Below are 24,210 nucleotides of genomic sequence, written 5' to 3'. Positions count from 1 at the left end.
AGTGGCGCCACGTCATGGGTACATGTGACGTGGTGTCACTGCCAGCCCGGTCTGGACGTGGGAATACTGGCTGGGTGACCGCGAGACCGCCGGCCTTCACCAAGACGACGCAGAGGCGGCTGCGCCGGATCAATCTCCTCACGTCACTGCCGCCGGTCGTGTTCGCCGCGGTGGTACTCCTGGCCACCGACGCGCACACCTGGTGGCATCTCATCGTCCTGGCCCCGGGTGCCGTGGCGGCGGTGGTGGCCTTCGAACGCTGGACGGCGGACGACCTCGCCCGGGTCGCTCTACCCTGCACGATCGTCGGGGCTGTGGTGTGGCCGCTCGGGGCGCTGCTGACCGGCAGCCCCAACGCCTACTGGGGCATCTGCGCCGTGGGGTCTCTCGCCCTCCGCGAGGTACGACGCCGGGCCCTGGCAGCGGTCGGACTGTTCAGCTACGTCGCCGCCGTCGGCGCGATGCGACTCCTGGTCGATCAGGACGACGTCCGCGGCGTCCTGATCACCTACGTCCTCGTCCCGACGGGCCTCACCATCCTGGTGACCGTCCTGACGATCGTCGGCGAGCGCTTCTACGACCTCATCCGGGAGCTGGACCACGCCCGAGAGCGCGAAGCGGAGCTGGCGGTCATCCGGGAACGCGTCCGCTTCGCCAGCGATCTGCACGACATCCAGGGCCACACCCTGCACGTGGTCAAGCTGAAGATCGCACTCGCCCGGAAACTGGTGCGCCGCGACACCGACCGCGCCGAGAAGGAGCTGCGGGAGACGTACGCGCTGGTGAGCGACACCATCACCCAGACCAAGGAACTGGCGTACGCCCAGCGCCGACTCAATCTCTCGGCGGAACTCGAGAACGCGAAGAACCTGTTCGAGGCGGCGGGCATCCGGGTCCGGGTGACCCGGGAGGCCGAGGTGGATCCGCGCAGCAGCGAACTGCTCGGCCAGGTCCTGCGCGAGACCACCACGAACATCCTGCGACACGCACAGGCCACCCAGGTGCGGATCACGCTCTCCGAAGCCGGCATCTCGATCGTCAACGACGGCGTGAGCGGCGATACGCTGCCCGAACTCAGAGGGCTGTCCAACCTCCGGCAACGGCTGGCAGCCGACGGTGGCGAGCTGACCGTACGACAGCAGGACGGACGTTTCCTGACCGCCGTGAGATTCCCGGCCGCCCGGGCCGACGCGGTCACCGGCGGCGCTGCGGAGGATCAACGATGACCACCACCATCGTGCTCGCTGACGACGAGGCCCTGCTGCGCAAGGCGCTGGCGGCGCTGCTGCCGCTCGAAGGTGACATCGACATCGTCGCCGAGGCGACCAACGGCGAGACCGCCGTCGAGGCCACGTTGCGGCACCAGCCCGACGTGCTGGTCATCGACCTGGAGATGCCCGGCACGGACGGCCTCGGCGCCATCACGCAGATCCGCCGCGTCCGGCCCGAGCAGGTGGTCCTCATGCTGACCCGACACGCCCGGCCCGGCGTGCTGCGAAAGGCGCTGAAGCTCGGCGTCCAGGGTTTCGTCAGCAAGTCGGCCGAGCCGGCCCACATCGCCTCGGTCATCACCGACCTGCACGCGGGCAGACGGTGGATCGACCCCGACGTGTCCGCGCTCGCCATCGTCGACGACTGCCCGCTGACCGAGCGGGAACTCGACGTGCTGCGGGTGACGAGCGAGGGTTACTCGGTCGCCGACATCGCCGCCCGGCTGCACCTCGCCCAGGGCACCGTACGCAACTACCTCTCCAACGCCATGCAGAAGACCCAGACCCACACCCGCCACGAGGCCGCGCGCTACGCCCGCGAGCACGACTGGCTGTGACCCCTGAACCGCCAGCTTGGAGATGTCGGATGTTGAACCCGGTCCAGACACAGCGCATCGAGGGCGTCGTGGTGGCGGCCTTCGCCGTCGTGGTGACCGTCGCCGTCGGGTACGCGTGGTGGTGGCTGCTCGCCCTGTTCCTGATCTTCGACCTGTCCATGGTCGGCTACCTGCGCGGCCCACACGTGGGTGCCTTCTGCTACAACCTGGTGCACTCCTACGCGCTGCCGGCGCTGCTCGGCGCGGTCGCGGTGGCCCTCGCCGCAGTCCGGGAGCCGATCGACTGGCTCGGCGTCCTCGCCATCGCGTGGGTGTTCCACATCGCCGTCGATCGCGCCCTCGGCTACGGCCTCAAGACCACCGAAGGCTTCGAGCACACCCACCTCGGCTCGATCGGGAAGGCCAAGCGGTCCGCCGACTGATCAGCTCGGCGGTCGTCCCGCCTCGCCCGCCGCGCACCTTGAGCAGGTGCGCGGCGGACGACGCACCATCAGTCGAAGGTGTGTACGACGCCCGGCTGGACGTGGATCCCGTCGGCGAACTCGATGATGTCCTGCTGGGTCCAGCCGCGGGCGTCCCAGATCTGCACCAGCAGCCAGACGCCGTCGGGCTGCTTGACCAACAGGTTCTTGAGGCCGTCAGTGGTGCCATCGCCGTTATTGAGCACGCCCGGCTTGCCGCCGACCTCAACTTGCGTACCGGTCGGGGTGGAGTGGTCGCTCCCTGACCGCAGGGTGATGAGGATCTTGTCCACGTAGACGTTCGGGCTTTTGTTCGCCCCGTTCTCTGGAGCGATCGTCAGGGTGGCGGCGTCGCCGCCCTGGATCTCCCAGCCCGCTGGGACTTTGTCGATCGTAAAGCCTTGAGGCTGCTCGCCCTCGTAGGCCACCAGGCGGGTAGCCACGGCTTGGGCCGGAGCGTTGTCGGCAGTGGTGGTGGTCGGGCCGGCCTGGGTGCCGATGGTGACGGCGACGGCCAGCGCGACGACCGCGAAGGCTGAGGCACCGAGCGCGCGGGCGGACCGGCGGCGGCGCAGCGCCCGGCGGCCCCGGGCCAGGTCGGCGTCGGCCTCGGCGGCCGACGGCGCGACGGCTGGGCCGGCGATCCGGGCGAGCCGGTCGTGCAGATCCATCATCGGGTGACTCCTGTCAGGGAAGATTCGTCAAGGGCGGCCCGCAACCGGTCCAGGGCGCGGGCGGTCTGGCTCTTCACCGTTCCCTCGGAGCAGCCGAGGGCGTCGGCGGTGTCGGCTACGGAAAGGTCGTAGAAGTAGCGGAAAACCACTGCGGCGCGCATCTTCGGTGGCAGGTCACGAAGGGCCGCGCGCAGGCCGTCGTCGAGGTCGCCGCCGCTGCTCGGTTCGGCGCGGGGCCGGTCCGGAAGTTCCGCCACCGGGCGTTCGTGGCGGCGCCACCACCGACGGCGTTCGTCGGTGAGCGCGTTGACCAGGGTTCGGCGCAGGTAGCCCTCGATATTGTCCGCCCGTTGGAACGCCGGCCAGGCGACGTACAGCTTGGTCAGGGTGGACTGGACCAGATCCTCCGCCAGATGCGCGTCACCCGCGGTCAGCAGCGTCGCCGTGCGGACCAGCCCGGCGCGGCGACTGAGCACGAAGCTGTGGAACTGCTCGTCACGGTCAGATTTCACACACGCTCTCCTTCACTCTCACAGCCCCCTGACGATTCGCGGACGAACGGGGTTGCATGGCGGAGAACGAACGCCTCCACGGTTCCGGCAGCGCCTCGGAGCCGGAACAGCGGATGCTTGAGCCCGCCTCGGCGTCGATGACGCTGGACGGGTACGCCGGGCTGTTCGACGACGACCTGGACACGGCCGCCAATCGGCTGGATGAGGCGTCACGGCTCGGGGTGTGGACTGCCCGCGGACCGGCACCACCACCGGCGGCGGCCTGATCGACCTCGAAACGGGCAGAAGCCCAGGCCGTTGACCTGGGCTTCTGTACCGAGCCGCCTGACGGAATCGAACCGTCGACCTACGCATTACGAGTGCGTCGCTCTGCCGACTGAGCTAAGGCGGCAACGGTGGTCAAGTGTACGGCACGCGCCGCTGCGGGGCCGAGCGGGATTGGCCGCCGGGTCGAGCGAACCGGACGCCCGGGGCGTTTCCGGGGTCGTCGGGTCACTCGGGTCGCACTACGCTGCGGCGAATGACCGACGATCACACCTCTCGCGACGAACCGGGCGACGTCGGGCCGCCGTCCCGCGACCGGACGCCGCCGCCAGGGTCGTACGCCGGGGAGGCCGCCGGCGGTCGACAGGCCCGGCGACCCCGCAGCACGGATCCACTGGAGTTGGGCTTCACGCCCCGCAAGCCGGTGCCGTGGCTCGCGCCGTTCCTGCTGATCAGCACCGGGCTGCGGACGCTGCTGGCGATGCTGTTCGGTGCGTACCTGGACAAGCGGGAACTCCAGAAGGCGCTGGACGCGGAGATCTCCCGGCAGGTGGGGCCGGACGGTGGGCTCTGGCTGGACTACGTGGCCGACCTGGGTGACGGGTTCGACGCCACCTATTCGGTGGCCTACCTGCTCGCCCAGCGGGAGATCACGGTGGACGGGCACCGGCTGCCCCGGGCACAGACCCTGGTGATGGGGGGTGACCAGGTCTACCCGTCGGCGGAGTACGCGGCGTACGAGGACCGGTGCAAGGGTCCGTACCAGGCGGCGCTGCCGGCCACCCCGGCCGAGCAGCCGACGATCTTCGCGGTGCCCGGCAACCACGACTGGTACGACGGGCTGACCGCGTTCCTGCGGCTGTTCGTCCGTACCCGGGACCGGCACTTCGGTGGCTGGTGTACCGGCCAGTCCCGGTCGTACTTCGCCGTCGAACTGCCGGCCGACTGGTGGCTGCTCGGTCTCGACGACCAGTCCGGCTCGTACGTCGACGACCCGCAGCTCACCTACTTCGACGCGGTGGCGAAGCGGCTCGGACCGCAGAGCCGGGTGATCCTGGCGGTGCCGGCTCCGGCCTGGGTCAAGGCCGTCGACCGACCCACCGCGTACGACTCGATCGACTACTTCATCCGCACCATCGTCGCGCCCACCGGTGCCCAGGTCCGGCTGCTCATCTCCGGCGACCTGCACCACTACGCGCGGTACACCGGGCCGGACGGGCGGCAGCTGGTCACCTCCGGCAGCGGCGGCGCCTACCTGTACCCGACGCACAAGCTGCCCGAGCACATCCAGGTGCCACCGCCCGACACCCTGGCCCGCCGGTCCAGCCCGTCCCGGACGTACGAGTTGGCGGGCCGCTACCCCGACGCCGCCCGCTCCCGCCGGTACGGCTGGGGAATCTTCGCCCGGCTGCCGCGCCGCAACCCGGGCTTCTCGACGCTGCTGGGCGTGCTGCAGACCCTGCTGATGCTCTCCATGGCCGGGGTGGCCGATTTCCGGTCCGAGGCCTCCGAACAGCGGCTGTTCAGTGTGCCGCTGGTGATGATGGTGCTGGTCACGGTGCTTGCGGCGGCGATGTTCGCGAAACCGCCCAGTTCCAGCGGCAAGCGCCACGCCCGGCACTGGATCCTCGGCGTCGGGCATGGGCTGGCGCACGTCGGGCTGGCCGCCGCCGGCACCTGGGCCTGGCTCGCGTTGCCGTTCCACGACTGGTCCTGGCCGCTGCCCGCGGTGGCGGCGGCAGTGGTCTACCTGCCGGTGATCGGGCTGGTGGCCAGCCAGTTGGTGGCCGCGTACCTGCTGCTCGCGAGCGCCTTCGGGGTGAACGTCAACGAGCTGTTCGCCGGGCAGGGCATCGAGGACGCCAAGGGCTTCGTCAGGATGCGCATCGATCCCGACGGCACCCTAACCCTCTACCCGATAGCCGTCGACCGGGTAGCCCGGAACTGGCGAATCAACCCCGACCACTCCCCCGACTCCTCCTGGCTAACTCCCACCACCCCGCTGTCCCCCCGCCTGGCCGAACCCCCCATCACCCTCACCTGACCACCCCACCTGCCCTGTTGATCATGAGGTTGACGGCGATGTTGATCTCTGAAACTGCCGCTAACCTCATGATCAACGCCGGACCGGTGGGGGTGGGGGTCAGCGGGTGTCGTGGGCGCGGCGGGGGCCGCAGACGTCGGCGCGGGAGCAGCGGGAGCGGGAGCCGTCGGCGTCGAGGCGAACGGTGACCGCGTCTCGCGGGACGCTGTGGCCGACCACGCGGCCCTCACCCTCGGGCGTGGTGACCCGGGCGCCGATCGCCGGGGCGGATTCGGCGAACTTCGCGTACAGGGGATGTTCGTACTTGAGGCAGCACATCAGCCGACCGCAGGCACCCGAGATGCGCAGCGGGTTGAGCGGGAGATCCTGGTCCTTGGCCATCCGGATGGTGACCGGCTCGAAGTCGTTGAGGAACGTGGCGCAGCACAGATCCCGCCCGCAGGAGCCGATGCCACCCTGTACCCGGGCCGAATCGCGGGCCGAGAGCTGGCGCAGCTCCACCCGGCAGTGCAGGGTCGCGCCGAGATCGCGGACCAGGGAGCGGAAGTCCACCCGGTGCGGGGCGGTGAAGTAGATCGTGCTGCGTTCTCCGCCGCCATCGCCGTTGCCGAGCACATGGTCGACCGCCACCACCTTCATCGGCAGGCCGTGCTCGCGGATCAGCCGCTTGGCCGCTACCTTCGCCTCGGCCTTGCGCCGCCGCAGTTCCTCGTCGCGGCGCAGGTCGTCCTCCTGGGCGAGCCCGGCCAGCCGTGGGAAACCCGCCGTGTCGTCGGTGACCCACTGCGCCGCCCACACGCACTCCGCCACCTCGGGGCCGTCGTCGGTGGGCACCAGCACCTTGTCGCCCACCTGCGGTCTCAGCTCGCCCGGGTCCAGGTAGTAGAGGCGCCCGTAACGCTGGAAGCTGACCGCACAGAGCATGCCCATGGCCTCACCCTACGTCGGGTTGGCGGAAGCGCGCCGGGGCGATCGGCGGCGGCGTGCCCCCGAACCGCCAGCCGATGTCACGCCGCGCCGCCATCCACGATTGTCGACTCGACCGATGCCCCGCCCGGCCACCGGTACGACGATGCTGCCCGGACGGCTGAAACCTGCGTCACGGGCGGGACAAGACCGGGCCGAACGCGTTGAGTGGAGAGCAGACCTGCGGGGGGTGCAGGGAAGGTCACGGCGCCGCTGACGGGCCACCTTCGAGAGGCCCGCGAGCGGCGCCGTGTGCCCTGTGCGGGCGCGGGTGCCGGCACCGGAGACAACGCCGAGGGACGTCACCAGCCGACCCGGGTCGTCCGGCCGCCCGGTGGGCCACCACCGGTGTCCGGTCGGAACCGCGCGCCCCCCGGACGCCACGGAGACTCGGCCAGGCTCGGTGACCACTGCCGCAACAACGTCTCGACACCGTCGTACGCCACGCAGAGCACCGCCAGCACCCGGGCACCGATCTCGGCGGCGGCGACCGCACCCACTGCGGACCTGCCGGTCTGCGCCGTCGCCCGGCCGGCCGACGTGGCGGCGACGACGGCAACCGCCTCGGCCGAGCCGATCGCCTCGGCCAGTGCCCGAGCGGCGGCGAGCCGGCTGCCTTCCACCCAGTCGGCGAGCGCGTCGGCGTAGCCGGCGGTGGCTTCCAGCCGCCCGACCAGGCTCTCGGGCCCCTCGTCCAGGTGCCGCAGCAACGTCGCCCGCGACTGGCCGTACGCCGTGGCGGCCGAACCGGACCAGAGCACCGGGTCGGTCAGCGCGGCGCAGGCGTGGTCGTAACCGTGCACGTGCCGACGCACGGCGTGCCCGGCGGTGGCCAGCGGCCCCGGCCGCAGGTCGAGGAAGCCGCGCAGCGCGTCGCCGGGCAGCACCTGCATCCGGCGTAGCAACGGCCACACCCGGTGCCCCTCGGGAGCGCCGGTCGCGAGCAGCGTGTCGACCCGCTCCAGCAGATCGAGGCCAGGCTCGGCGAGCCGGTCGAGGAAGTCCATCACGCCTCACCGGCGAGCCGACGGCCGATGGCGGAGTCGGTGTCGGAGTAGCGGTCGGCGGCCTCGCGCAGTGCGGCGGCCACGGACGCCAGCTGGATGGCGGCGTTGTGCGCCTCCCGGGCCCGATCGCCGGTGGCGGCCACCCACTGCCGATGCAACGCCCGCCCGACCTCACCCGGCCGGCCGGGTGCGTCGGCACCGAACGCCACCTGCGCCGGATCCCCTGCGGTGACCGACCGGGAGAGCGCGGTGAGCGTGGCGCTCGCCTCGTCGAGGCGACCGGCCAGGGTGCGAAGGCTGTCCATCTCAGGCCCCCGCAAGCGGTCGGTAGGCGGTGAAGGTCTCGTTGTGCAGCTTCTCCCTCGCCCACTCCGCGGCGTCCGCGGCGGCGGTGACGGCGGCTCGTACCGAGTCGGCCACGTCCCGCGGCGCCCGGTTGTGCAGGGGGCCGAGGAACCGTACGTCGGTGATCCGGCCGCCGGCGGTGACCACCACCTCGACCAGACCGTCCGGTGAGCGGACGGTGACCTCGACCGTCGCCACGGCCTGGTCGAACTCGGCCTGGAGAGACTCGATGCGGCGGTAACGCCGGACCGCCTCCTCTATCCACGCCTCGTCGATCTCACCCCGCGGCATCGCCGGACTCCTCCCGGTTTCATCACTGTGCGTGCCGCCACCGTCACCGCGGCACACCGGACCGTACCGCACGCGAATTGCGCCTGTCGATGGTTGTGGACAACGGTCCAGCCACGGGCCGGCCGGTCCAGCCGTTCGCCGAGGTGTTGCCAGCCTGGCGGCGGTCAGCCCTTCCAGAGGGCGAGCATCATCGCCTCGACAGCGATCCGGGGCTTGACGTTGGCCTCGATCGCGGCGCGACAGGTGAGCACCGCCTCCAGCCGCCGCAGTGCCCCCTCCGCCTGCCAGCTACGGGCACCGGCCTCGGCCAGTTCGGCCGTGTCGGAGTGCACCGGCGTAACCGGTGCGCCCAGTGCCATGGTCAACGCGTCCCGGTAGAAGGCGGCGAGGTCCACCAGGGCCCGGTCCAGCGCGTCCCGCTGGGCCCGGGTCGCCCGTGACTTCTGGCGTCGTTCCAGGTCCTTCAGTTGACCGGCGGCTCCCCGGGCGGCACCGGCCGCACCCCGGCCGGTACCGCCGGCACCGAGCGCCGTCTCCAGCGCCGCGCGCTCCGCGGCGTCGGTCTCCGCGACCGACGCCTCGGCCTCAGCTTCGGCGGCCTCGATCAGCGCGGACGCCGCGTCGAAGGCGGCACCCACTCCGGTGAGCCGACGCGGCACCGCGAGCACCGCCTCCCGCCGGGCCCGGGCCTGCGGATCACGGGCCAGCCGCCGGGCCCGCCCCACATGGCCCTGCGTGGCGGCGGCCGTCCAGCGCGCCACGTCGGGAGCGATTCCGTCCCGGCGGACCAGCACCTCGGCCACCGCCTCGGCCGCCGGCTGCCGCAGCGGCACCACCCGGCACCGCGACCGGATGGTCACCGAGATGTCGTCCGGGTGGGTGGACGGCGCGCAGAGCAGGAACACCGTACGCGGCGGGGGTTCCTCCACCGCCTTCAACAGTGCGTTGCCGGCCGCCTCGGTCAACCGGTCGGCGTCTTCGATGATGACGACCTGCCAGCGCCCACCGGACGGGGTGCTGGCCGCCCGGAGCACCAGCGCCCGCATCTCGTTCACCCCGATGGAGAGCCCCTCGGGCACCACCAGCCGGACGTCGGCGTGGGTGCCGGCGAGGGTGGTGTGGCAGCCGGGGCACTCGCCACAGCCGGTGCCGTGCACACACTGCAGCGCGGCGGCGAAGGCCCGCGCCGCGACCGACCGGCCCGAGCCGGGCGGACCGGTGAAGATCCAGGCATGGGTCATCCCCCCGCCCGGATCAGCGCCGACGGCCGCCTCGGGTTCGCCGGTGGCGCGCAGCACGGCGGCGGCAGCCGCGGCGGCCCGCCGCAGCGTCTGCACCGCCTCGTCCTGCCCCACCAGGTCGGCGAAGGCGTCCGGCATCAGGTCCGCTCCGTCGTCACCAGCTCCGACGGGGATAACTCGGGCTGCACCGAGGTGTCCGGACCGTGCGCCGGGCCCGGGTGCTCGATCCCGTCGGCGTTGCCGAGCAGCTCCTCCACCCGGCGGGCGACCCGCTCGGCGATGTCCTCGGCCGAGCGGGCGCCGTCGAGCACCAGGTAACGCTTCGGGTCGGCGGCGGCGAGATCGAGGAAGGCGTAGCGGACCCGGTCGTGGAAGGCGATCGACTCGGCCTCCAGGCGGTCGGCGCTCTCCGCACGCGCGGCGACCCGGGACAGCCCGGTGCGCGGATCGACGTCGAGCAGCACCACCAGATCGGGCTTGAGCCCACCGGTGGCCCAGGAGGAGAGCCAGGACACCTCGTCGACCGGCAACGTCCGGCCGGCTCCCTGGTAGGCCAGGGACGAGTCGACGTACCGGTCGCTGATCACCACCGCGCCCCGGGTCAGCGCGGGCCGGACCACGGTGGCCACATGATGCGCCCGGTCGGCGGCGTAGAGCAACGCCTCGGCACGCGGTGAGGGTGCCTCGTCGGGTGTGGTGTCCAGCACCAGCGATCTGATCCGGGTACCGACGCCGGTGGCGCCCGGCTCCCGGGTGACCACCACGTCCCGTCCCTGGCCACGGAGCAACTCGGCCAGCTTGCCGAGCTGGGTCGACTTGCCGGCGCCCTCGCCGCCCTCGAAGACCACGAAGAGTCCGGCCGAGACGAACGGCTCGGCCGGCATCAGCGGACGGCCGCGGATCGACCCCCACAGGTCGGCCAGGACCGGCACGCCCTTCTTGTCGTCCATCTGCCCGAAGGCACTGATCCCGGCGAAGATGCCGGCCGCACCGGCGGCGAGCAGCAGCAGGCGGGTGGAGGAGACGGAGATGCCGAGGTCGGCGATGGTCAGCGTGCGGGAGCCACCGACACCGGCCAGCAGGCTGCCGAGCGCGATCGCCAGGATCAGCACGAGCCGGGTACCGATCTGCACCACGGCGAAGACCCGGCCGCGTACCTCGTCGGCGACCTCACCGCCGAGCAGGGTGGTGCCGGAGAGGAAGGCCATCCCGGCGCCGGCCCCGACGAAGACCGCGCCGACGAGCGCCATGGACAGGTGGATGGCGAAGGCCAGGGTCATCACCGAGGCGCTGGCCAGCACGATGCTCATGCCGAACCAGCGACGCCGGGACATCTCCCGCACGATCATCGGCCCGAGCCCGATGCCGATCGCCAGGCCGATGAAGATCGCGCCGAACAGCAGGTAGAACGCGGCGTCACCGGCACCGAGCGAGTCGGCGAAGAACCGGGCGGTGCCGATGACGATGCCGCCGCCGGCGAAGGCGCCGAGGATGCCGAGAACCAGCCCGCGCACCAGTGGGGTCTGCCCGATGAACCGCCAGCCCTCGGCGAACTGGCGCATCATGCTCTGCTCGGTGCGCTCCCCTTCGTCGGTCTGCCCCTGACTGATCTCCTTGATACCGAAGGCCACCACGAGGGCGGTGGCGAGCCGGGAGAACGCGTTGAACCAGAGCGCGAGTTGGGCCGGCTGGGCCCAGCCCGGCATCTCGCCGCCGGTGGCGCCCCGGATGATGCCGTCGAGCGCGGAGAGCACGATCGCGGCGAAGACCGGGGTCAGTCCGTACGTGGTGATCAGGGTGAGCTGGTTGGCCGTCTCCAGCCGGGCCCGGGGGATGAGGTTCGGTACCGCGGCCTCCTTGGCCGGGATCCAGAGCAGGGTGACCGTCTCGATCAGGAAGGTGGCGATCGCCGCCCAACTGACCACCCGCGCGCCGCTGGCGCCGGTCAGCGCGTAGAGCGGGATGGAGGCGAAGAGCACGAACCGCAGCAGGTCGCAGATGACCATCGTCCAGCGCCTGTCGAACCGGTCGGCGAGCACTCCGGCGACCGGGCCGAGCAGCAGCGCGGGCAACAGCCGGATGGCGATCACGCCACCGAAGGCCGCGCCCTTGGCGGTGCTTCCCTCCACCTGGGCGGCGGCGAAGACACTGGTGGCGAGCAGGCCGAGCCAGTCACCGAAGGAGGCCGCGCCGAGCACGATCCAGAGCCGACGGAACGGTCGGATGCGCAGCACCGAGCGGATCGCTCCGTACCCGGTCAGGTCGGGTTGCCCGGCGGGGCCTCCCGACGGACCCTGCGTCCCCGCCTTGCCCGGCTGGTTGGCGGCACCGGACTGGCCGGCGGCGTCGCGGCCGGCGGTGTCGGCGGGCTGGTCGGCTGTGCCGGCGGGCTGGTTGGCCGGCGACACGCCGGACGACTCGCCGTTGAACTCGCTTTCGATGGCCGTACCTCCACGTGCCGGCCCATCGCTGGGCACCCCCGGTGGAACACTCTAGACCCGGTAGGGACGTCCTCCCGTCCTGCACCGCCTGCTCGCCGAGCCTAGGCCGCCGTGGCCAGCCCGGCCCCAGGCAGCCAGGACACGAGGGTATTTCGCATTAACCGTTTCACAGTTAGCGTGCACACGTGGCCACCGACAGCGAGAATCTGCGCAACCGGCTGGACCGGGCGACCGCGCACCTCGACCCGCCGTACGCGGTGGTCGACCTCGGCGCCTTCGACGCCAATGCCGCCGCCCTCGTCGACCTGGCCGGCGGCAAGCCGTTGCGGGTCGCCAGCAAGTCGGTACGCAGCCGCGAGTTGATCGCCCGCACGCTGGCCCGACCGGGCTGGCACTCGGTGATGGCGTTCACCCTGCCCGAGGCGATCTGGCTGGTCCGCAGCGGGATCAGCGCCGACGTGCTGGTGGCGTACCCCACCGTCGACCGGGGGGCGCTCGCCGAACTCGGCGCCGATCCATTGCTCGCCGCCGCGATCACGCTGATGGTCGACGACCCGGACCAGCTGGACTTCTGCGACGCGGTGTCACCGTCCGGCCGCCGCGCCGAGCTACGGATCTGCCTGGACCTGGACGCCTCGTGGCGGCTGTTGAACGGGCGGTTGCACGTCGGTGTCCGTCGCTCACCGGTGCACAGCGCCCGGGCGGCCGGTCGACTGGCCGCCACCGTCGCCCGCCGACCGGGCTTCCGGCTGGTCGGGCTGATGTCGTACGAGGCACAGATCGCCGGCTTGGGCGACGCACCGCCCGGGCGGGCGGCGCTCGGCACCGCGATCCGGCTGGCCCAGCGCGGTTCGTACCGGGAGTTGCTGGTCCGCCGCAGCGCGGCGGTGGCCGCCGTACGCGAGCACGCCGACCTGGAGTTCGTCAACGGCGGTGGCACCGGCAGCGTGGCCGCCACCCGGGCTGATCCCGCGGTGACCGAGATCACCGCGGGATCGGGCCTGTACGGGCCGACGCTGTTCGACGCCTACCGCGCCTGGCGGCCCACCCCGGCGGCCTTCTTCGCCTGCGGGGTGGTCCGGCGCCCGACGCCCGACCTGGCCACCGTGCTGGGCGGTGGCTGGATCGCCTCCGGGTCCGCCGACCGCGCCCGACTTCCCCGTCCGTGGTTGCCGGCCGGGCTCAGCCTGCTCGGTGCCGAAGGCGCCGGCGAGGTGCAGACCCCGCTGACCGGCGCACCCGCCGCCCACCTGCGCATCGGCGACCGGGTCTGGTTCCGGCACGCCAAGTCGGGGGAGTTGTGCGAACGGGTGAACGAGCTGCACCTGGTGGACGGCGACCAGGTGGTGGCCACCGTGCCGACCTACCGGGGCGAGGGTCGAGCCTTCCTCTGACCGGCGCGCCGGCTGGCCGCGTCGGCGGTGGGGTGAGGTCGGCTCAGGCGGGTTGGGCCGCCGGCTGTGCGGGTTCCGCCTCGGTGACGATCTGGTCGTCGGCCGGCTTCGCCGGCTGCACCACCGGCCGGCGGCCGGCGTCACCCCGGGCGTCCACCTGCCGGTGCAGGTATTCCCGGATCAGCGCCTTCGCCTCGGTGAGCACCCGGTCGTCCCCGTCCGGCTTCCGCCGGAACGCCAGCTTGATCAGGGCGTCGGCCGCCTCCACCGCGATCTCCAGATGGAAGCGCAGGTCCGGCACGTCGGCCAGCCCGAACCGCTCGGTGAGCACCCGAGCCAGTTGGTCGGCGATCACCCCGTTGTTGTCCCGCTGCTCATCGAGCAGATGCAGGTCGACCACGTCGCCGAAGTGCAGGGTACGGAACCCGGGAACGGTGCGGTGCATCGTGATGTATTCATCGATCCCCGCATCGACCCCGTCCCACCAGTGGGTCAGGTCGTCCGAGGCGAAGCGTTCATCGAGCCGCTGGAGGTAGGACTCCATCGTGCGCAGCGTCAGCGCCTGCACGATCGCCCGCTTGTCCGGAAAGAACTGGTAGACCGACCCGATCGCCACCTCGGCCCGCTCGGCGAGCAGGGTGGTGGTCAGTCCCTCGTACCCCACCTCGTCGACGAGTTCGGCGCAGGCGTCCAACATCCGCTGGACCCGCGCGACACTACGACCCTGCACTGGTACTCGACGCAGTGGCCCGGTCGTGGCGGCTGAAGTGGACACTCGCCACCCCCTCTCGACGGATGAACATATCTGCACGTCACGAGTCCGTGACTACCGGTACAACGAGCGGACCTCGATTGCGGTGTTTACCAGGGACAACGTTCCTGATATGAATTCGGTTCATATTCATCTTTAGGAGCGGGCCGATGGTCGAGAGCACCGCCACCGAGACCGCCGCCTGGTCGAACTGGGCGGGTAACCAACGCGGCGCGGCCACCGCCGTACTGCGGCCGTCCTCGGTCGACGAGGTCGCCGAGCAGGTCCGACGTGCCGCCGAAGCCGGCGAGCGGATCCGCCCGGTCGGCAGCGGCCACTCCTTCACCCCGGTCGCGGTCAGCGACGGGCAACGGATGGACCTGACCCGACTCGCCATCGACGTACGCGTGGACGTCGATCGACGCCTCGTCACCGTACCGGCCGCGATGACCCTGCGGGAGGTGAACGCCCTACTCGCCGCGCACCGACTGGCCCTGCCCAACCTCGGCGACATCGACGCGCAGACCGTGGCCGGGGCCATCTCCACCGGCACCCACGGCACCGGTGCGGCCTACGGCGGCCTGGCCACCTTCGTCGAGGCGCTGACCCTGGTCACCGGCGCCGGCGAGGTGCTGCGTTGCTCCGCCGAGGAGCATCCGGAGGTTTTCGACGCCGCCCGCGTCTCGCTCGGCGCGCTCGGCGTACTCGTCGAGGTCACGCTGCGCTGTGTGGACGCCTTCGTCCTGCTGGCCCACGAACGTCCGGCGACGCTGGACGCCGTGCTGGCGCGGGTGCCCGACCTGGTCGCCGCCCATGACCACCTGGAGTTCTTCTGGTTCCCGTACACCGACCGGGTGCACCTCAAGACGAACGACCGGGTACCGCTCGACGACCGCCCGCTGTCCCGCTGGCGCGGTTGGCTGGACGACGACTTCCTGGCCAACACCGTCTTCGCCGGAGTATGCCGGCTCGGCCGGGCGCTGCCGGGCCTGGCACCGGGCATCAGCGCGATCTCCGCACGCGCGCTCGGCGAGCGCCGCTACACCGGTCGCTCCGACGCGGTCTTCTGTAGTCCCCGCCGGGTCCGCTTCCTGGAGATGGAGTACGCGCTGCCGCGCGCGGCACTACCCGACGCGCTGGCGGCGGTGCGTCGCATCATCGACGGGTTGCCGTTCAAGGTGCTCTTCCCGGTCGAGGTTCGCTTCGCCGCAGCGGACGACATCTGGTTGTCGCACGCCTACGGCCGGGATTCGGTGTACCTCGCCCTGCACCAGTACGTCGGCATGCCGTACGAGCCGTACTTCCGGGCCTTCGAGGCGGTGGCCACCGAGCTGGGAGGCCGGCCGCACTGGGGCAAGCTGCACTGGCTCGACGCGGCCTCGCTCGCCCCCGCCTACCCCCGCTGGACCGACTTCCAACGCATCCGCGCCCGCCTCGACCCCCACCGCACCCTCACCACCCCCTATCTGGCCACCCTCCTCGGCTGAACCACCGCGAATCTTGGTCCGAATCCGCCCCTCTGGGGGCACTTCCGCACCAAGATCCGCCGGCTATCCACAGGGGCAGCGCGTTGAGAAGGTGCCCGGCAGGGTGGTGGCATGGGGAGTCGGGGTGCAGGACCAGTGGAGGGGCCATCCGTTCAAGGCGGATCAGCGGGGCGCGGGGTGGGACCGGGGCAGCGACGAAACGAGCGAGCGGTCCAGCGGGCACACCAACGCCGGCGTGGACGGGATTTGAGGGCTGGCTGGCGAAACGCTTGGGAGCGTAATCCGGGTTCGACATCCCGGCGAGGATGGGGGTCGGTCCCGCCAAGGGACGACGCGGATGAGCTGACCTGGTTGCTGTTCCACCAGGAGCAGGTGCTCAGCCTCGATCAGGCCCGCCAGCACCTGTCGCCGAAGGCGATCCGGCACCGGGTCACGTCCGGTCGTTGGCGGCAGGTGCATCGAGCCGTTTACGTAACGCACAACGGTCCTTTGACACCTACACAACTTCCGTGGATCGCCGTTCTGTCCGCCGGTCCGGCGGCGATGCTCGGTGGGTCGAGCGCCGCCCGGGCATGGGGCCTGCGCAGACATGACGACGGATTCGTGCACCTGCTCATACCGGCCGGACACCGGCCGCGTGCGATGCCACCCGGTGTCCAGGTGCATCGCACCACCATTCTGGCCGACGAGGACGTTCTCCACGTCGGGCAACCACGTCGGACGATGCCGGCTCGGTCGATCGTGGACGCCGCGCAATGGGCGTCAGATGACCATGAGGCGTGTGCCATCATCGCGGCCGGATTCCAGCAGCGCCTCGTCGGCGGCGACGATGTCCAGCGCGTACTCGATCGCCTTCCCCGCGCCCGGCGGCGCAGCCTGATCCGGCGGACGGCCGTCGACGCGGCCGGTGGCGCTCACTCCCTGCCGGAGTTGGAGTTCCTCGCCCTCGTCCGGCGCGCCAGATTGCCCGAGCCGACCCGGCAGGCGGTCCGGCGGGATGCCGCTGGCCGGCGCCGCTACCTGGACGCGCTGTTCGAGGAGTGGGGAGTGCTCGTGGAGATCGACGGCGGCCAGCATCTCCATCCGGCCACCGCATGGGCGGACATGCGCCGGCAGAACGACCTGTGGCAGCGCGGCGACCGGGTGCTCCGCTTCCCGGCCTGGGCCATCCGCCACGCACCCACCCAGGTCATCACCCAACTCCGCACCGCCCTGAGAGCGGCGGGTTGGCACCCCTGACGACGCAGATCTTGGTCCGCCAGCGCCCCTCCAGGGGCGGTTTCGGACCAAGATTCGGCGCGGTCAGTCGGTGGTGCGGGCTTTCGCCGGGGTGGACTTGGCGGCGGGGGTTTTCTTGGCGGTTGCCTTGGTGGCCTTCGTCGCCTTGGTGGCGGTCGCCTTGGACGCCGTCGTCTTGGTGGCCTTCTTCGCCGTTGTCTTCTTGGCCGGGGCCTTCTTGGCGGCGGCCTTCTTCTTCGGGGCCGGACCCTTCGCCCGCTTCTCGGCGAGCATCTCGGAGGCCTCCTCCAGGCTCAACGCCTCGGGGGTCTGGCCGCGTCGCAGCGAGGCGTTGGTCTCCCCGTCGGTCACGTACGGACCGAACCGGCCGTCCTTGATGACCAGGGGCATCTCGGTCAGCGGGTCGTTGCCCATCTCCCGCAGCGGCGGGGCGGCGGCCCGGCGCTGGCGGGTCTTCGGTGCGGCCAGCAACGCCAGGGCCTCGTCCAGCGTGACGGTGAACATCTTGTCTTCCGAGTCCAGCGAGCGGAACTCGTCACCACGCTTGACGTACGGGCCGTAGCGGCCGTTGTTGGCGAACACCTCCGCGCCGTCCGGGCCGACCCCGACCAGCCGGGGCAGGCTGAGCAGCTTGAGCGCCTCATCGAAGGTGAGCGAGTCGGGCGACTGCGAGCGCAGCAGCGACGACTTGCGCTCGCCGCTGGCCACGTACGGGCCGAACCGACCGGACTTGAGCAGGATCGGCTCCCCGGTCGCCGGGTCGTCGCCCAGCTTGCGTTCGCCCCCCCCGCCGAGGAACAGCTCGTGCACCTTCTCCGGGGTCAGCTCGTCCGGCGCCAGCCCCTCCGGGATCGGCGCCCGGTCGCCCGGGCTGGTGCCCTCCTCGCCCTCCGCGGCGGGTGCCTGCTCCTCGCCGGGCACCCGACGTTGCAGGTACGGCCCGTACCGGCCGACCCGCACCACCACCTCACGCCCGTCGTCGTCGGTGAACAGCGGGATCGAGTTGACGCTGCGCGCGTCGATCTCGCTGAGGTTCTCGGTGACCAGCTTCTTCAGCCCGCCCGCGTGCGCGATGGCCTGGTCGCCGGTGCCGTTGCTGCTGCCGAAGTAGAAGGCGGTGAGGAAGTCGACGGCGGCGTGGTCGCCACCGGCGATCTCGTCCAGCTCGTTCTCCATGCTGGCGGTGAAGTCGTAGTCGATCAGCCGCGGATAGTGCCGTTCCATCAGCCCGATCACCGCGAAGGCCAGGAAGGACGGGATCATCGCCTGGCCGCGCTTGACGACGTACCCCCGGTCCTGGATCGTCTGCATGATCGACGCGTAGGTCGACGGGCGGCCGATGCCCAGCTCCTCCAGCGCCTTGACCAGCGACGCCTCGGTGTAGCGGGCCGGCGGCTGGGTGTGGTGGCCCTGCGCGGCCAGTTCGTCGGCGGTCAGCGGCTGGTCCTTGACCAGGTTCGGCAGCCGCCGTTCGGCGTCCTCGGCCTCGGCGTTCTCGTCGTCACTGGACTCGACGTACGCCCGCAGGAAGCCCGGGTCGGTGATGGTCTTGCCGGTGGCGCCGAAGTCGGCCTCCTCGCCGCCGGAGGTGGTCGCCCGGATCCGCACCGAGACGCTGGAGCCGACCGCGTCGGTCATCTGCGAGGCGATGGTGCGCCGCCAGATCAGCTCGTAGAGCTTGAACTCCTCGGCCGACAACTCCTTGGCCACGTCGCCCGGGGTCCGGAAGTTGTCTCCCGCCGGGCGGATCGCCTCGTGCGCCTCCTGCGCGTTCTTCACCTTGCCGGTGTAACGACGCGGCTCCGGCGGCACACTGCGCTCGCCGTACAGCTCGACGATCTGCCGGCGGGCCGCGGCGATGGCGGTCTCCGACAGGTTCACCGAGTCGGTACGCATGTAGGTGATGTAGCCGTTCTCGTAGAGCCGCTGCGCGGTGCGCATCGTCTGCTGCGACGAGAACCGCAGCTTCCGGGCCGCCTCCTGCTGGAGGGTCGAGGTGATGAAGGGGGCGTACGGACGGCGGCGGTACGGCTTCTCCTCGACCCGGGTGACGGTGAACGGTCGATCCGCCAGGCGGGCGGCGAGCCCCCGGGCCCCACCCTCGTCGAGGTGGACCACACCGGCGCCGGGCCGGACCCGGCCGGTGGTCGGCTCGAAGTCCTTGCCGGTGGCGATCCGGTCGCCGTTCAACGCGACCAGGGTGGCGTTGAAGGTGCGGGGCCCCTCGCCCGGGTTGGTCACGGCGAGGGTGGCCAGGATGTCCCAGTACTCGGCGGTGCGGAAGGCCATCCGCTGCCGTTCCCGCTCGACCACGATCCGGGTGGCCACGGACTGCACCCGGCCCGCCGAGAGCTTCGGCATGACCTTCTTCCACAGCACCGGGGAGACCTCGTAGCCGTAGAGCCGGTCGAGGATGCGCCGGGCCTCCTGGGCGTCGACCAGATCCCGGTCGATCTCCCGGGGGTTGGCCACCGCCGCCTGGATCGCCGGCTTGGTGATCTCGTGGAAGACCATCCGCCGGACCGGCACCTTGGGCTTGAGGGTCTCCACCAGGTGCCAGGCGATCGCCTCGCCCTCGCGGTCCTCGTCCGTGGCCAGGAAGATCTCGTCGACCTCCTTGGCCAGCTTGGTCAGCTTGCTGATCTGCTGCTTGCGGTCGGCGGAGACGACGTAGAGGGCGTGGAAGCCGTTGTCGACATCGACGCCGAGCCGGGCCCACGGCTCACCCTTGTAGCGGGCGGGCACGTCGGCGGCGTTGCGGGGCAGATCACGGACGTGCCCGAAGCTGGCCTCCACGACGTACCCCGGGCCCAGGTAGCCCGAGATCGTCTTGGCCTTCGCCGGAGACTCGACGATGACCAGACGGGTGGTTCCAGCGTTGCTCGGCACGTCTGTTTCGACCTCATTCCCACTCAATGGCCGCGCCTGGCCGGCTCGGGGCGCACTCGTCCCACCGGTACCCGGCGGTCCGGATGTCCAACGTAACGCGCCGTCCGTGTTTCGGGTTTCGCGGGCGGCAATCCGCCCCGGACGATCCGTGGTCACGCCAGACGGCGTCACCGTACACCCTGGGTAGGGTGTCGAGCGGGCCGCTGTGACCATGGCAGCCCCTCGGTTGAGGTCAAACCCGGCCGATTCTCCCTGTGTTCCCCGACACCCGGCTGTCTCGGATCGGACAGCCACGCCGACCGTCAGACCCGACTCGGCCAGGCCGTGGGCGGGCTCGCGGACGGGCGCTCACCGACCAGTTCGGCCAGCCGACGGGTCCGGTGGCGGCCCGCGATCCGGTACGCGGGACCACCGGGTCCGCTCGTGACCAGCTCACCGGTCAGCCCGGCGGTGGCCAGGGCGGCACCGACGGCAGCCCACCGGACCGGATCGTCACCGCCGAGATGGAGCAGGAAGTCGGGCGGATCGGCCACCCCGGCGGCGGCGAGCCAGAGACGCAGCCGCCGGCCGTCGAGCTGGAAATTCGGTGGCGGATGCTGCGTCGGGCCGCGCAGCCAGGCCGCCGCGAGCGGGACGATCGTCCGGGTGTACGCGGTCCGCACCGCGTAGCGCTGGTCCTCGGTGGGCGCCCAGCTGCTGCGGACACCCCGCTGGGCCAGCTCGGCGACGAGCACGTGCACCCGCCACGCGGCCGCCACCACCACCGACAACCGGGCCGTGCCGCCCATCCGGTGCACCTCGCCCGGTCCGGCGAGCAGCCCGGCGAGGTCGGCCACGGAGGGCTCACCGGTCTCCGCGCCGAAGAAGACCAGTTGCCGGTCGCGGCCGGTCGCGTCGGCCGGCACCGGTGACGGGTCGTCCGGAGAGCCGTCGTCGGCCGGCGCGTCGACCAGGGCGGGCCGGCGGCCGGTCGGCCCGCGACGGCGCGTCGGTGGTGGCTCGGCGGGCGGCGGGAAGGACACCGGCAGCGGTTGCGCCGCCGGTGTCTCGCCGGAACCGCTCAACGGCATTCGGGTACCTCGTCGAAGGCGCGCTTCAACTCCTCGGAGTCGAGCCGGCTGGTGTCCAGCGCGCTGGCGTCGTACTCCTGCTGGAGGGTCTCCACCGCGTCGCGGACACCGTCGTAGAAGGCGCTGGCCTCGCCGGTGCCCAGGCCGTCGATGGTGGTCCGGGCCCGGCCGTAGGCGTCCCGCATCGACGCGAGCGAGGCGCGGAAGCCGGCGGAGACCTCCTCGCCGTGCTCCACCTCGGGCACGCCGGCCTGCTCCACCTTGCGCCGGGCGGTCTCGCTGGCCTGCTCGGCGCCGCCGAAGAGCCGGACCAGGTTCTCCTTGGCCTGCGCCGGGGTGGTCTGCGCGGTCATCTGCTGGTCGGTGCTGTTGGTCAACTTGCTGATCTCGGCCCGCCAGGGGGTCAGCGCCGAACAGACCGAGGCGGCCCAAGCGCGCGGACTGGGGCCGCTGGAGCCGCAGGCGGCCACCAGCATCAGCGTAGCCAGGACCACCGTGAACTTTCCGGCGGCTGCCGCCCGGCACGTACGCATGCGTTGCAGCGTACGGCTTCTCCTCCCGGTCGGCACCGGTCATCGGTACCGGGGTCCGTGGAGGCGACCGGTCCCCGGCCGGCAGACGTTGCCGACCGGGGACTGGTGTGCCCGACGCGTCAGGCCTTGATCTCCTCCGGACGCGGGTCCGCGCTGCCGGAACCGCTGTCGGCGTCGTCACCCATCGCGATGCTCTTGCGCTTGCTGAACACCACAGCCGCGACGACGATCAACGTCGCCACGAGCGCGATGGTGACCCGCAGGCCGACGTTACGGTCGTCGCCCACGCTCCACGCCACCACGGCCGGCGCGATCAGCAGCGCCACCAGGTTCATCACCTTGATCAGCGGGTTGATCGCCGGGCCGGCGGTGTCCTTGAACGGGTCACCGACGGTGTCGCCGATGACGGTCGCGGCATGCGCCTCGGAACCCTTGCCGCCGTACGCGCCGTCCTCGACCATCTTCTTCGCGTTGTCCCAGGCACCGCCGGAGTTGGCCAGGAAGACCGCCATCAGCGTGCCGGCACCGATCGCACCGGCCAGGTACGACGCCAGCGCACCGGGCCCGAGGCCGAAGCCGACCGCGATCGGCGCCAGGATGGCCAGCAGGCCCGGGGTGAGCAGCTCGCGCTGCGCGTCGCGGGTGCAGATGTCGACGACCTTGCCGTACTCCGGACGCTGGGTGCGGTCCATGATTCCGGGCAGCTCGCGGAACTGTCGGCGGACCTCCATCACCACGGCACCCGCCGAACGGGAGACCGCGTTGATGGCCAGACCGGAGAAGAGGAACACCACCGCCGCGCCGATGATCAGGCCGACCAGGTTCTGCGGGTTCGACACGTTCAACGCGTTGAGGATCTCGGCACCGACGTCGGTCACCCCCGCGTCGGCGTACGCGGTGCGCAGCGTGTCGGTGTAGGAGCCGAACAGCGCGGTCGCGGCCAGCACCGCCGTGGCGATCGCGATGCCCTTGGTGATCGCCTTGGTGGTGTTGCCGACCGCGTCCAGCTCGGTGAGCGTACGAGCGCCGTGCTCGTCGATGTCGCCGGACATCTCGGCCACACCCTGGGCGTTGTCGGAGATCGGGCCGAAGGTGTCCATCGCGACGATCACGCCGACGGTGGTGAGCAGGCCGGTACCGGCCAGCGCCACGGCGAACAGCGAAAGGGTGATGGACCCGCCGCCCAGCAGGAAGGCGCCGAAGACACCACCGGCGATGAGCAGCGCCGAGTAGACCGCCGACTCCAGGCCGACGCTGATGCCGGCGAGGATGACGGTCGCCGGACCGGTCTGCGAACTCTTGCCGATGTCCTGCACCGGACGCTTGTTGGTCTCGGTGAAGTAGCCGGTCAACGCCTGGATGGCGGCGGCCAGCACGATACCGATGATCACCGCGCCGATGACCACGCCGCGCGGGCCGAAGAGCGGGTCGCCGCCGTTCACACCGAGGGTGGTCCGCCAGTCGTCACCGAGTTGCGCCGCCCACGTCGGCTGAAGGTAGGCGAAGGTGGCCACCGCGACCAGCACCGCCGAGATCAGCGCGGAGAGGTAGAAGGCCCGGTTGATCGCGGTCAGGCCGTTGCGGTCGGAGGCGCGCAGCCGGGTGATGAAGACGCCGATGATGGCGACCAGCACCCCGATCGTGGAGATGATCAGCGGCAGCACCAGGCCGTCGGTGCCGAACGCGGCCCGGCCCAGGATCAGCGCGGCGACCAGGGTGACCGCGTACGACTCGAACAGGTCGGCGGCCATGCCGGCGCAGTCGCCGACGTTGTCGCCCACGTTGTCGGCGATGGTGGCGGCGTTGCGTGGGTCGTCCTCGGGGATGCCCTGCTCGACCTTGCCGACCAGGTCGGCGCCGACGTCGGCGGCCTTGGTGAAGATGCCGCCGCCGACCCGCATGAACATGGCCAGCAGTGCGGCGCCGAAGCCGAAGCCCTCCAGCACCGTCGGCGCGTCACCCCGGAAGATCAGGACAACGAGCGCGGCACCGAAGAGACCGAGACCGACGGTGAGGAAGCCGACCACGCCACCGGTCCGGAAGGCGATCTTCATGGCCGACTCCCGGCCACCTTCACGCTCCCGGGCGGCGGCGGCCACCCGCAGGTTGGCCCGGGTCGCCAGCCACATGCCCGCGCCGCCGATGAAGGCGCTGAACAGGGCACCGACCACGAAGAAGAGCGAGCGACCGATCTTCACCGCGACTTCGCTGCCGTCGGTGTTGTGCACCGGTAGCAGGAACAGCAGAACCACGGCGATCACCACGAAGATCGCCAGGGTCCGGAACTGCCGGAGCAGGTAGGCCGAGGCGCCCTCCTGCACGGCCCCGGAGATCTCCTGCATGTTGGTGGTGCCCTTGCCGGCGGCCAGCACCGTCTTCGTCAACGCGGCGGCGAAGGCGAGCGCGACCAGCGCGATCACCGCGGCGATGACGACGTACGTGACATTGGCTCCGGTGAGGGAGATCCCGCCGCCCTCGGCGGCCAAGGTGTCGGACATCTGTGTCCTCCTGTGCCGAACAACGCGCCGGCCGGTGGAGACGCACCGTCCGGCGCCTGGATGCGAATTCGCAAGCGCGCGCCGATCCACCCGGCGAACCAGCGACTCCACGCCCATCTGTGCTGGCTGCCGGGTGGATCACTTGCTGACAACCCGCGTACTCTAGCCGCCCCCAGTGTTCGAGGTCACACCGAGGTGGCGGCGGGTCTGGATGATCTCCGTCGCTGTGTTATGAACCGAAATCTGATATAGGGACCGGTCCATGGTGATCCGGT

At 71.3% G+C, this 24,210-nt stretch carries 21 protein-coding genes and 1 tRNA gene; 8 read left to right on the top strand and 14 right to left on the bottom strand.

What is annotated here, in order from left to right; translation table 11 throughout:
* The first annotated feature begins 74 nt into the window (after positions 1–74).
* Genes O7597_RS13795 through O7597_RS13785 form a run of 3 tightly spaced genes read left to right on the top strand, consistent with a single transcriptional unit; the run spans position 75 to position 2,250 of the window.
* Positions 75–1,226, top strand: coding sequence for a histidine kinase (locus O7597_RS13795; protein ID WP_269740211.1), 1,152 nt, complete (start codon positions 75–77; stop codon positions 1,224–1,226).
* Positions 1,223–1,828, top strand: coding sequence for a response regulator transcription factor (locus O7597_RS13790; protein WP_269740212.1), 606 nt, complete (start codon positions 1,223–1,225; stop codon positions 1,826–1,828). The genes O7597_RS13795 and O7597_RS13790 overlap by 4 nt, the downstream gene beginning before the upstream one ends.
* Positions 1,829–1,857: 29 nt before the next feature.
* Positions 1,858–2,250 carry a DUF4260 domain-containing protein gene (locus O7597_RS13785; protein ID WP_269740213.1) on the top strand — a complete coding sequence of 131 codons (393 nt, stop codon included), beginning with the start codon at positions 1,858–1,860 and terminating at the stop codon, positions 2,248–2,250.
* Between the two features lie 68 nt (positions 2,251–2,318).
* On the opposite strand, the gene O7597_RS13780 is transcribed toward O7597_RS13785, so the two are convergent.
* The gene (locus tag O7597_RS13780) at positions 2,319–2,963 is read right to left on the bottom strand and encodes a hypothetical protein (RefSeq protein ID WP_269740214.1); all 645 of its coding nucleotides are present in this window, start codon (positions 2,961–2,963) and stop codon (positions 2,319–2,321) included.
* Positions 2,960–3,475 (bottom strand): SigE family RNA polymerase sigma factor, encoded by a 516-nt coding sequence (locus O7597_RS13775; RefSeq protein WP_269740215.1) that lies wholly within the window; start codon positions 3,473–3,475, stop codon positions 2,960–2,962. Before O7597_RS13775 ends, O7597_RS13780 begins: the two co-directional genes overlap by 4 nt.
* 56 nt (positions 3,476–3,531) lie before the next feature.
* Between O7597_RS13775 and O7597_RS13770 the strand changes: the two genes are divergently transcribed.
* Positions 3,532–3,741: a hypothetical protein gene (locus O7597_RS13770; RefSeq protein WP_269740216.1), complete on the top strand. Its 210-nt coding sequence runs from the start codon at positions 3,532–3,534 to the stop codon at positions 3,739–3,741.
* Positions 3,742–3,793: 52 nt separating this feature from the next.
* On the opposite strand, the gene O7597_RS13765 is transcribed toward O7597_RS13770, so the two are convergent.
* Positions 3,794–3,866: transfer RNA gene (locus O7597_RS13765), tRNA-Thr, on the bottom strand.
* Between the two features lie 129 nt (positions 3,867–3,995).
* Here O7597_RS13765 and O7597_RS13760 point away from each other — a divergent pair.
* Positions 3,996–5,783 carry a metallophosphoesterase gene (locus O7597_RS13760; protein ID WP_269740217.1) on the top strand — a complete coding sequence of 596 codons (1,788 nt, stop codon included), beginning with the start codon at positions 3,996–3,998 and terminating at the stop codon, positions 5,781–5,783.
* Between the two features lie 99 nt (positions 5,784–5,882).
* Here O7597_RS13760 and ricT read toward each other — a convergent pair whose 3' ends face one another.
* The 6 genes from ricT to tmk form a co-directional block, all read right to left on the bottom strand.
* Entirely contained in the window at positions 5,883–6,713 is an 831-nt protein-coding gene (gene ricT, locus O7597_RS13755) for a regulatory iron-sulfur-containing complex subunit RicT (protein ID WP_269740218.1), read from the bottom strand.
* A gap of 338 nt (positions 6,714–7,051) precedes the next feature.
* A complete protein-coding gene (locus tag O7597_RS13750) occupies positions 7,052–7,756 on the bottom strand; it encodes a hypothetical protein (RefSeq protein WP_281582895.1) in 705 nt (234 codons plus the stop codon).
* Positions 7,756–8,061 carry a hypothetical protein gene (locus O7597_RS13745; protein WP_269740220.1) on the bottom strand — a complete coding sequence of 102 codons (306 nt, stop codon included), beginning with the start codon at positions 8,059–8,061 and terminating at the stop codon, positions 7,756–7,758. The genes O7597_RS13750 and O7597_RS13745 overlap by 1 nt, the downstream gene beginning before the upstream one ends.
* Position 8,062: 1 nt before the next feature.
* Complete coding sequence (locus tag O7597_RS13740) at positions 8,063–8,392, bottom strand: YbaB/EbfC family nucleoid-associated protein (RefSeq protein ID WP_269740221.1); 330 nt, start codon at positions 8,390–8,392, stop codon at positions 8,063–8,065.
* A gap of 164 nt (positions 8,393–8,556) precedes the next feature.
* The gene (locus O7597_RS13735) at positions 8,557–9,771 is read right to left on the bottom strand and encodes a DNA polymerase III subunit delta' (RefSeq protein WP_269740222.1); all 1,215 of its coding nucleotides are present in this window, start codon (positions 9,769–9,771) and stop codon (positions 8,557–8,559) included.
* Positions 9,771–11,867, bottom strand: coding sequence for a dTMP kinase (tmk, locus tag O7597_RS13730; protein WP_269742671.1), 2,097 nt, complete (start codon positions 11,865–11,867; stop codon positions 9,771–9,773). The genes O7597_RS13735 and tmk overlap by 1 nt, the downstream gene beginning before the upstream one ends.
* A 392-nt stretch (positions 11,868–12,259) precedes the next feature.
* On the opposite strand from tmk, the gene O7597_RS13725 reads away from it, so the two are divergent.
* On the top strand, positions 12,260–13,468 hold the full coding sequence (locus O7597_RS13725; protein WP_281582894.1) for an amino acid deaminase/aldolase: 1,209 nt from the start codon (positions 12,260–12,262) through the stop codon (positions 13,466–13,468).
* A gap of 43 nt (positions 13,469–13,511) precedes the next feature.
* Here O7597_RS13725 and O7597_RS13720 read toward each other — a convergent pair whose 3' ends face one another.
* Positions 13,512–14,165, bottom strand: a complete 654-nt coding sequence (locus O7597_RS13720) for a TetR family transcriptional regulator (RefSeq protein ID WP_281583250.1) — start codon at positions 14,163–14,165, stop codon at positions 13,512–13,514.
* A gap of 224 nt (positions 14,166–14,389) precedes the next feature.
* On the opposite strand from O7597_RS13720, the gene O7597_RS13715 reads away from it, so the two are divergent.
* Together O7597_RS13715 and O7597_RS13710 are read left to right on the top strand one after the other, a co-directional pair.
* Positions 14,390–15,706, top strand: a complete 1,317-nt coding sequence (locus tag O7597_RS13715) for a D-arabinono-1,4-lactone oxidase (protein WP_281582893.1) — start codon at positions 14,390–14,392, stop codon at positions 15,704–15,706.
* A 660-nt stretch (positions 15,707–16,366) separates the two neighbouring features.
* Positions 16,367–16,945, top strand: a complete 579-nt coding sequence (locus O7597_RS13710; protein WP_269740225.1) for a DUF559 domain-containing protein — start codon at positions 16,367–16,369, stop codon at positions 16,943–16,945.
* 63 nt (positions 16,946–17,008) lie between these two features.
* Here the strand turns inward: O7597_RS13710 and topA are convergent, their stop codons facing one another.
* The 4 genes from topA to O7597_RS13690 form a co-directional block, all read right to left on the bottom strand.
* The gene (gene topA / locus O7597_RS13705; protein ID WP_281582892.1) at positions 17,009–19,834 is read right to left on the bottom strand and encodes a type I DNA topoisomerase; all 2,826 of its coding nucleotides are present in this window, start codon (positions 19,832–19,834) and stop codon (positions 17,009–17,011) included.
* Between the two features lie 302 nt (positions 19,835–20,136).
* Complete coding sequence (locus O7597_RS13700; protein WP_281582891.1) at positions 20,137–20,904, bottom strand: hypothetical protein; 768 nt, start codon at positions 20,902–20,904, stop codon at positions 20,137–20,139.
* Positions 20,895–21,437 (bottom strand): hypothetical protein, encoded by a 543-nt coding sequence (locus tag O7597_RS13695; RefSeq protein ID WP_164446458.1) that lies wholly within the window; start codon positions 21,435–21,437, stop codon positions 20,895–20,897. The genes O7597_RS13700 and O7597_RS13695 overlap by 10 nt, the downstream gene beginning before the upstream one ends.
* A 119-nt stretch (positions 21,438–21,556) precedes the next feature.
* Positions 21,557–23,935: a sodium-translocating pyrophosphatase gene (locus tag O7597_RS13690; RefSeq protein WP_164446459.1), complete on the bottom strand. Its 2,379-nt coding sequence runs from the start codon at positions 23,933–23,935 to the stop codon at positions 21,557–21,559.
* Between the last annotated feature and the right edge of the window lie 275 nt (positions 23,936–24,210).

The organism is Verrucosispora sp. WMMC514 (assembly GCF_027497295.1).
Lineage (GTDB): Bacteria > Actinomycetota > Actinomycetes > Mycobacteriales > Micromonosporaceae > Micromonospora > Micromonospora palythoicola.
The sequence above is the reverse complement of the archived record's forward strand: the minus strand, read 5'-3'. Positions and strand labels throughout refer to the sequence as shown.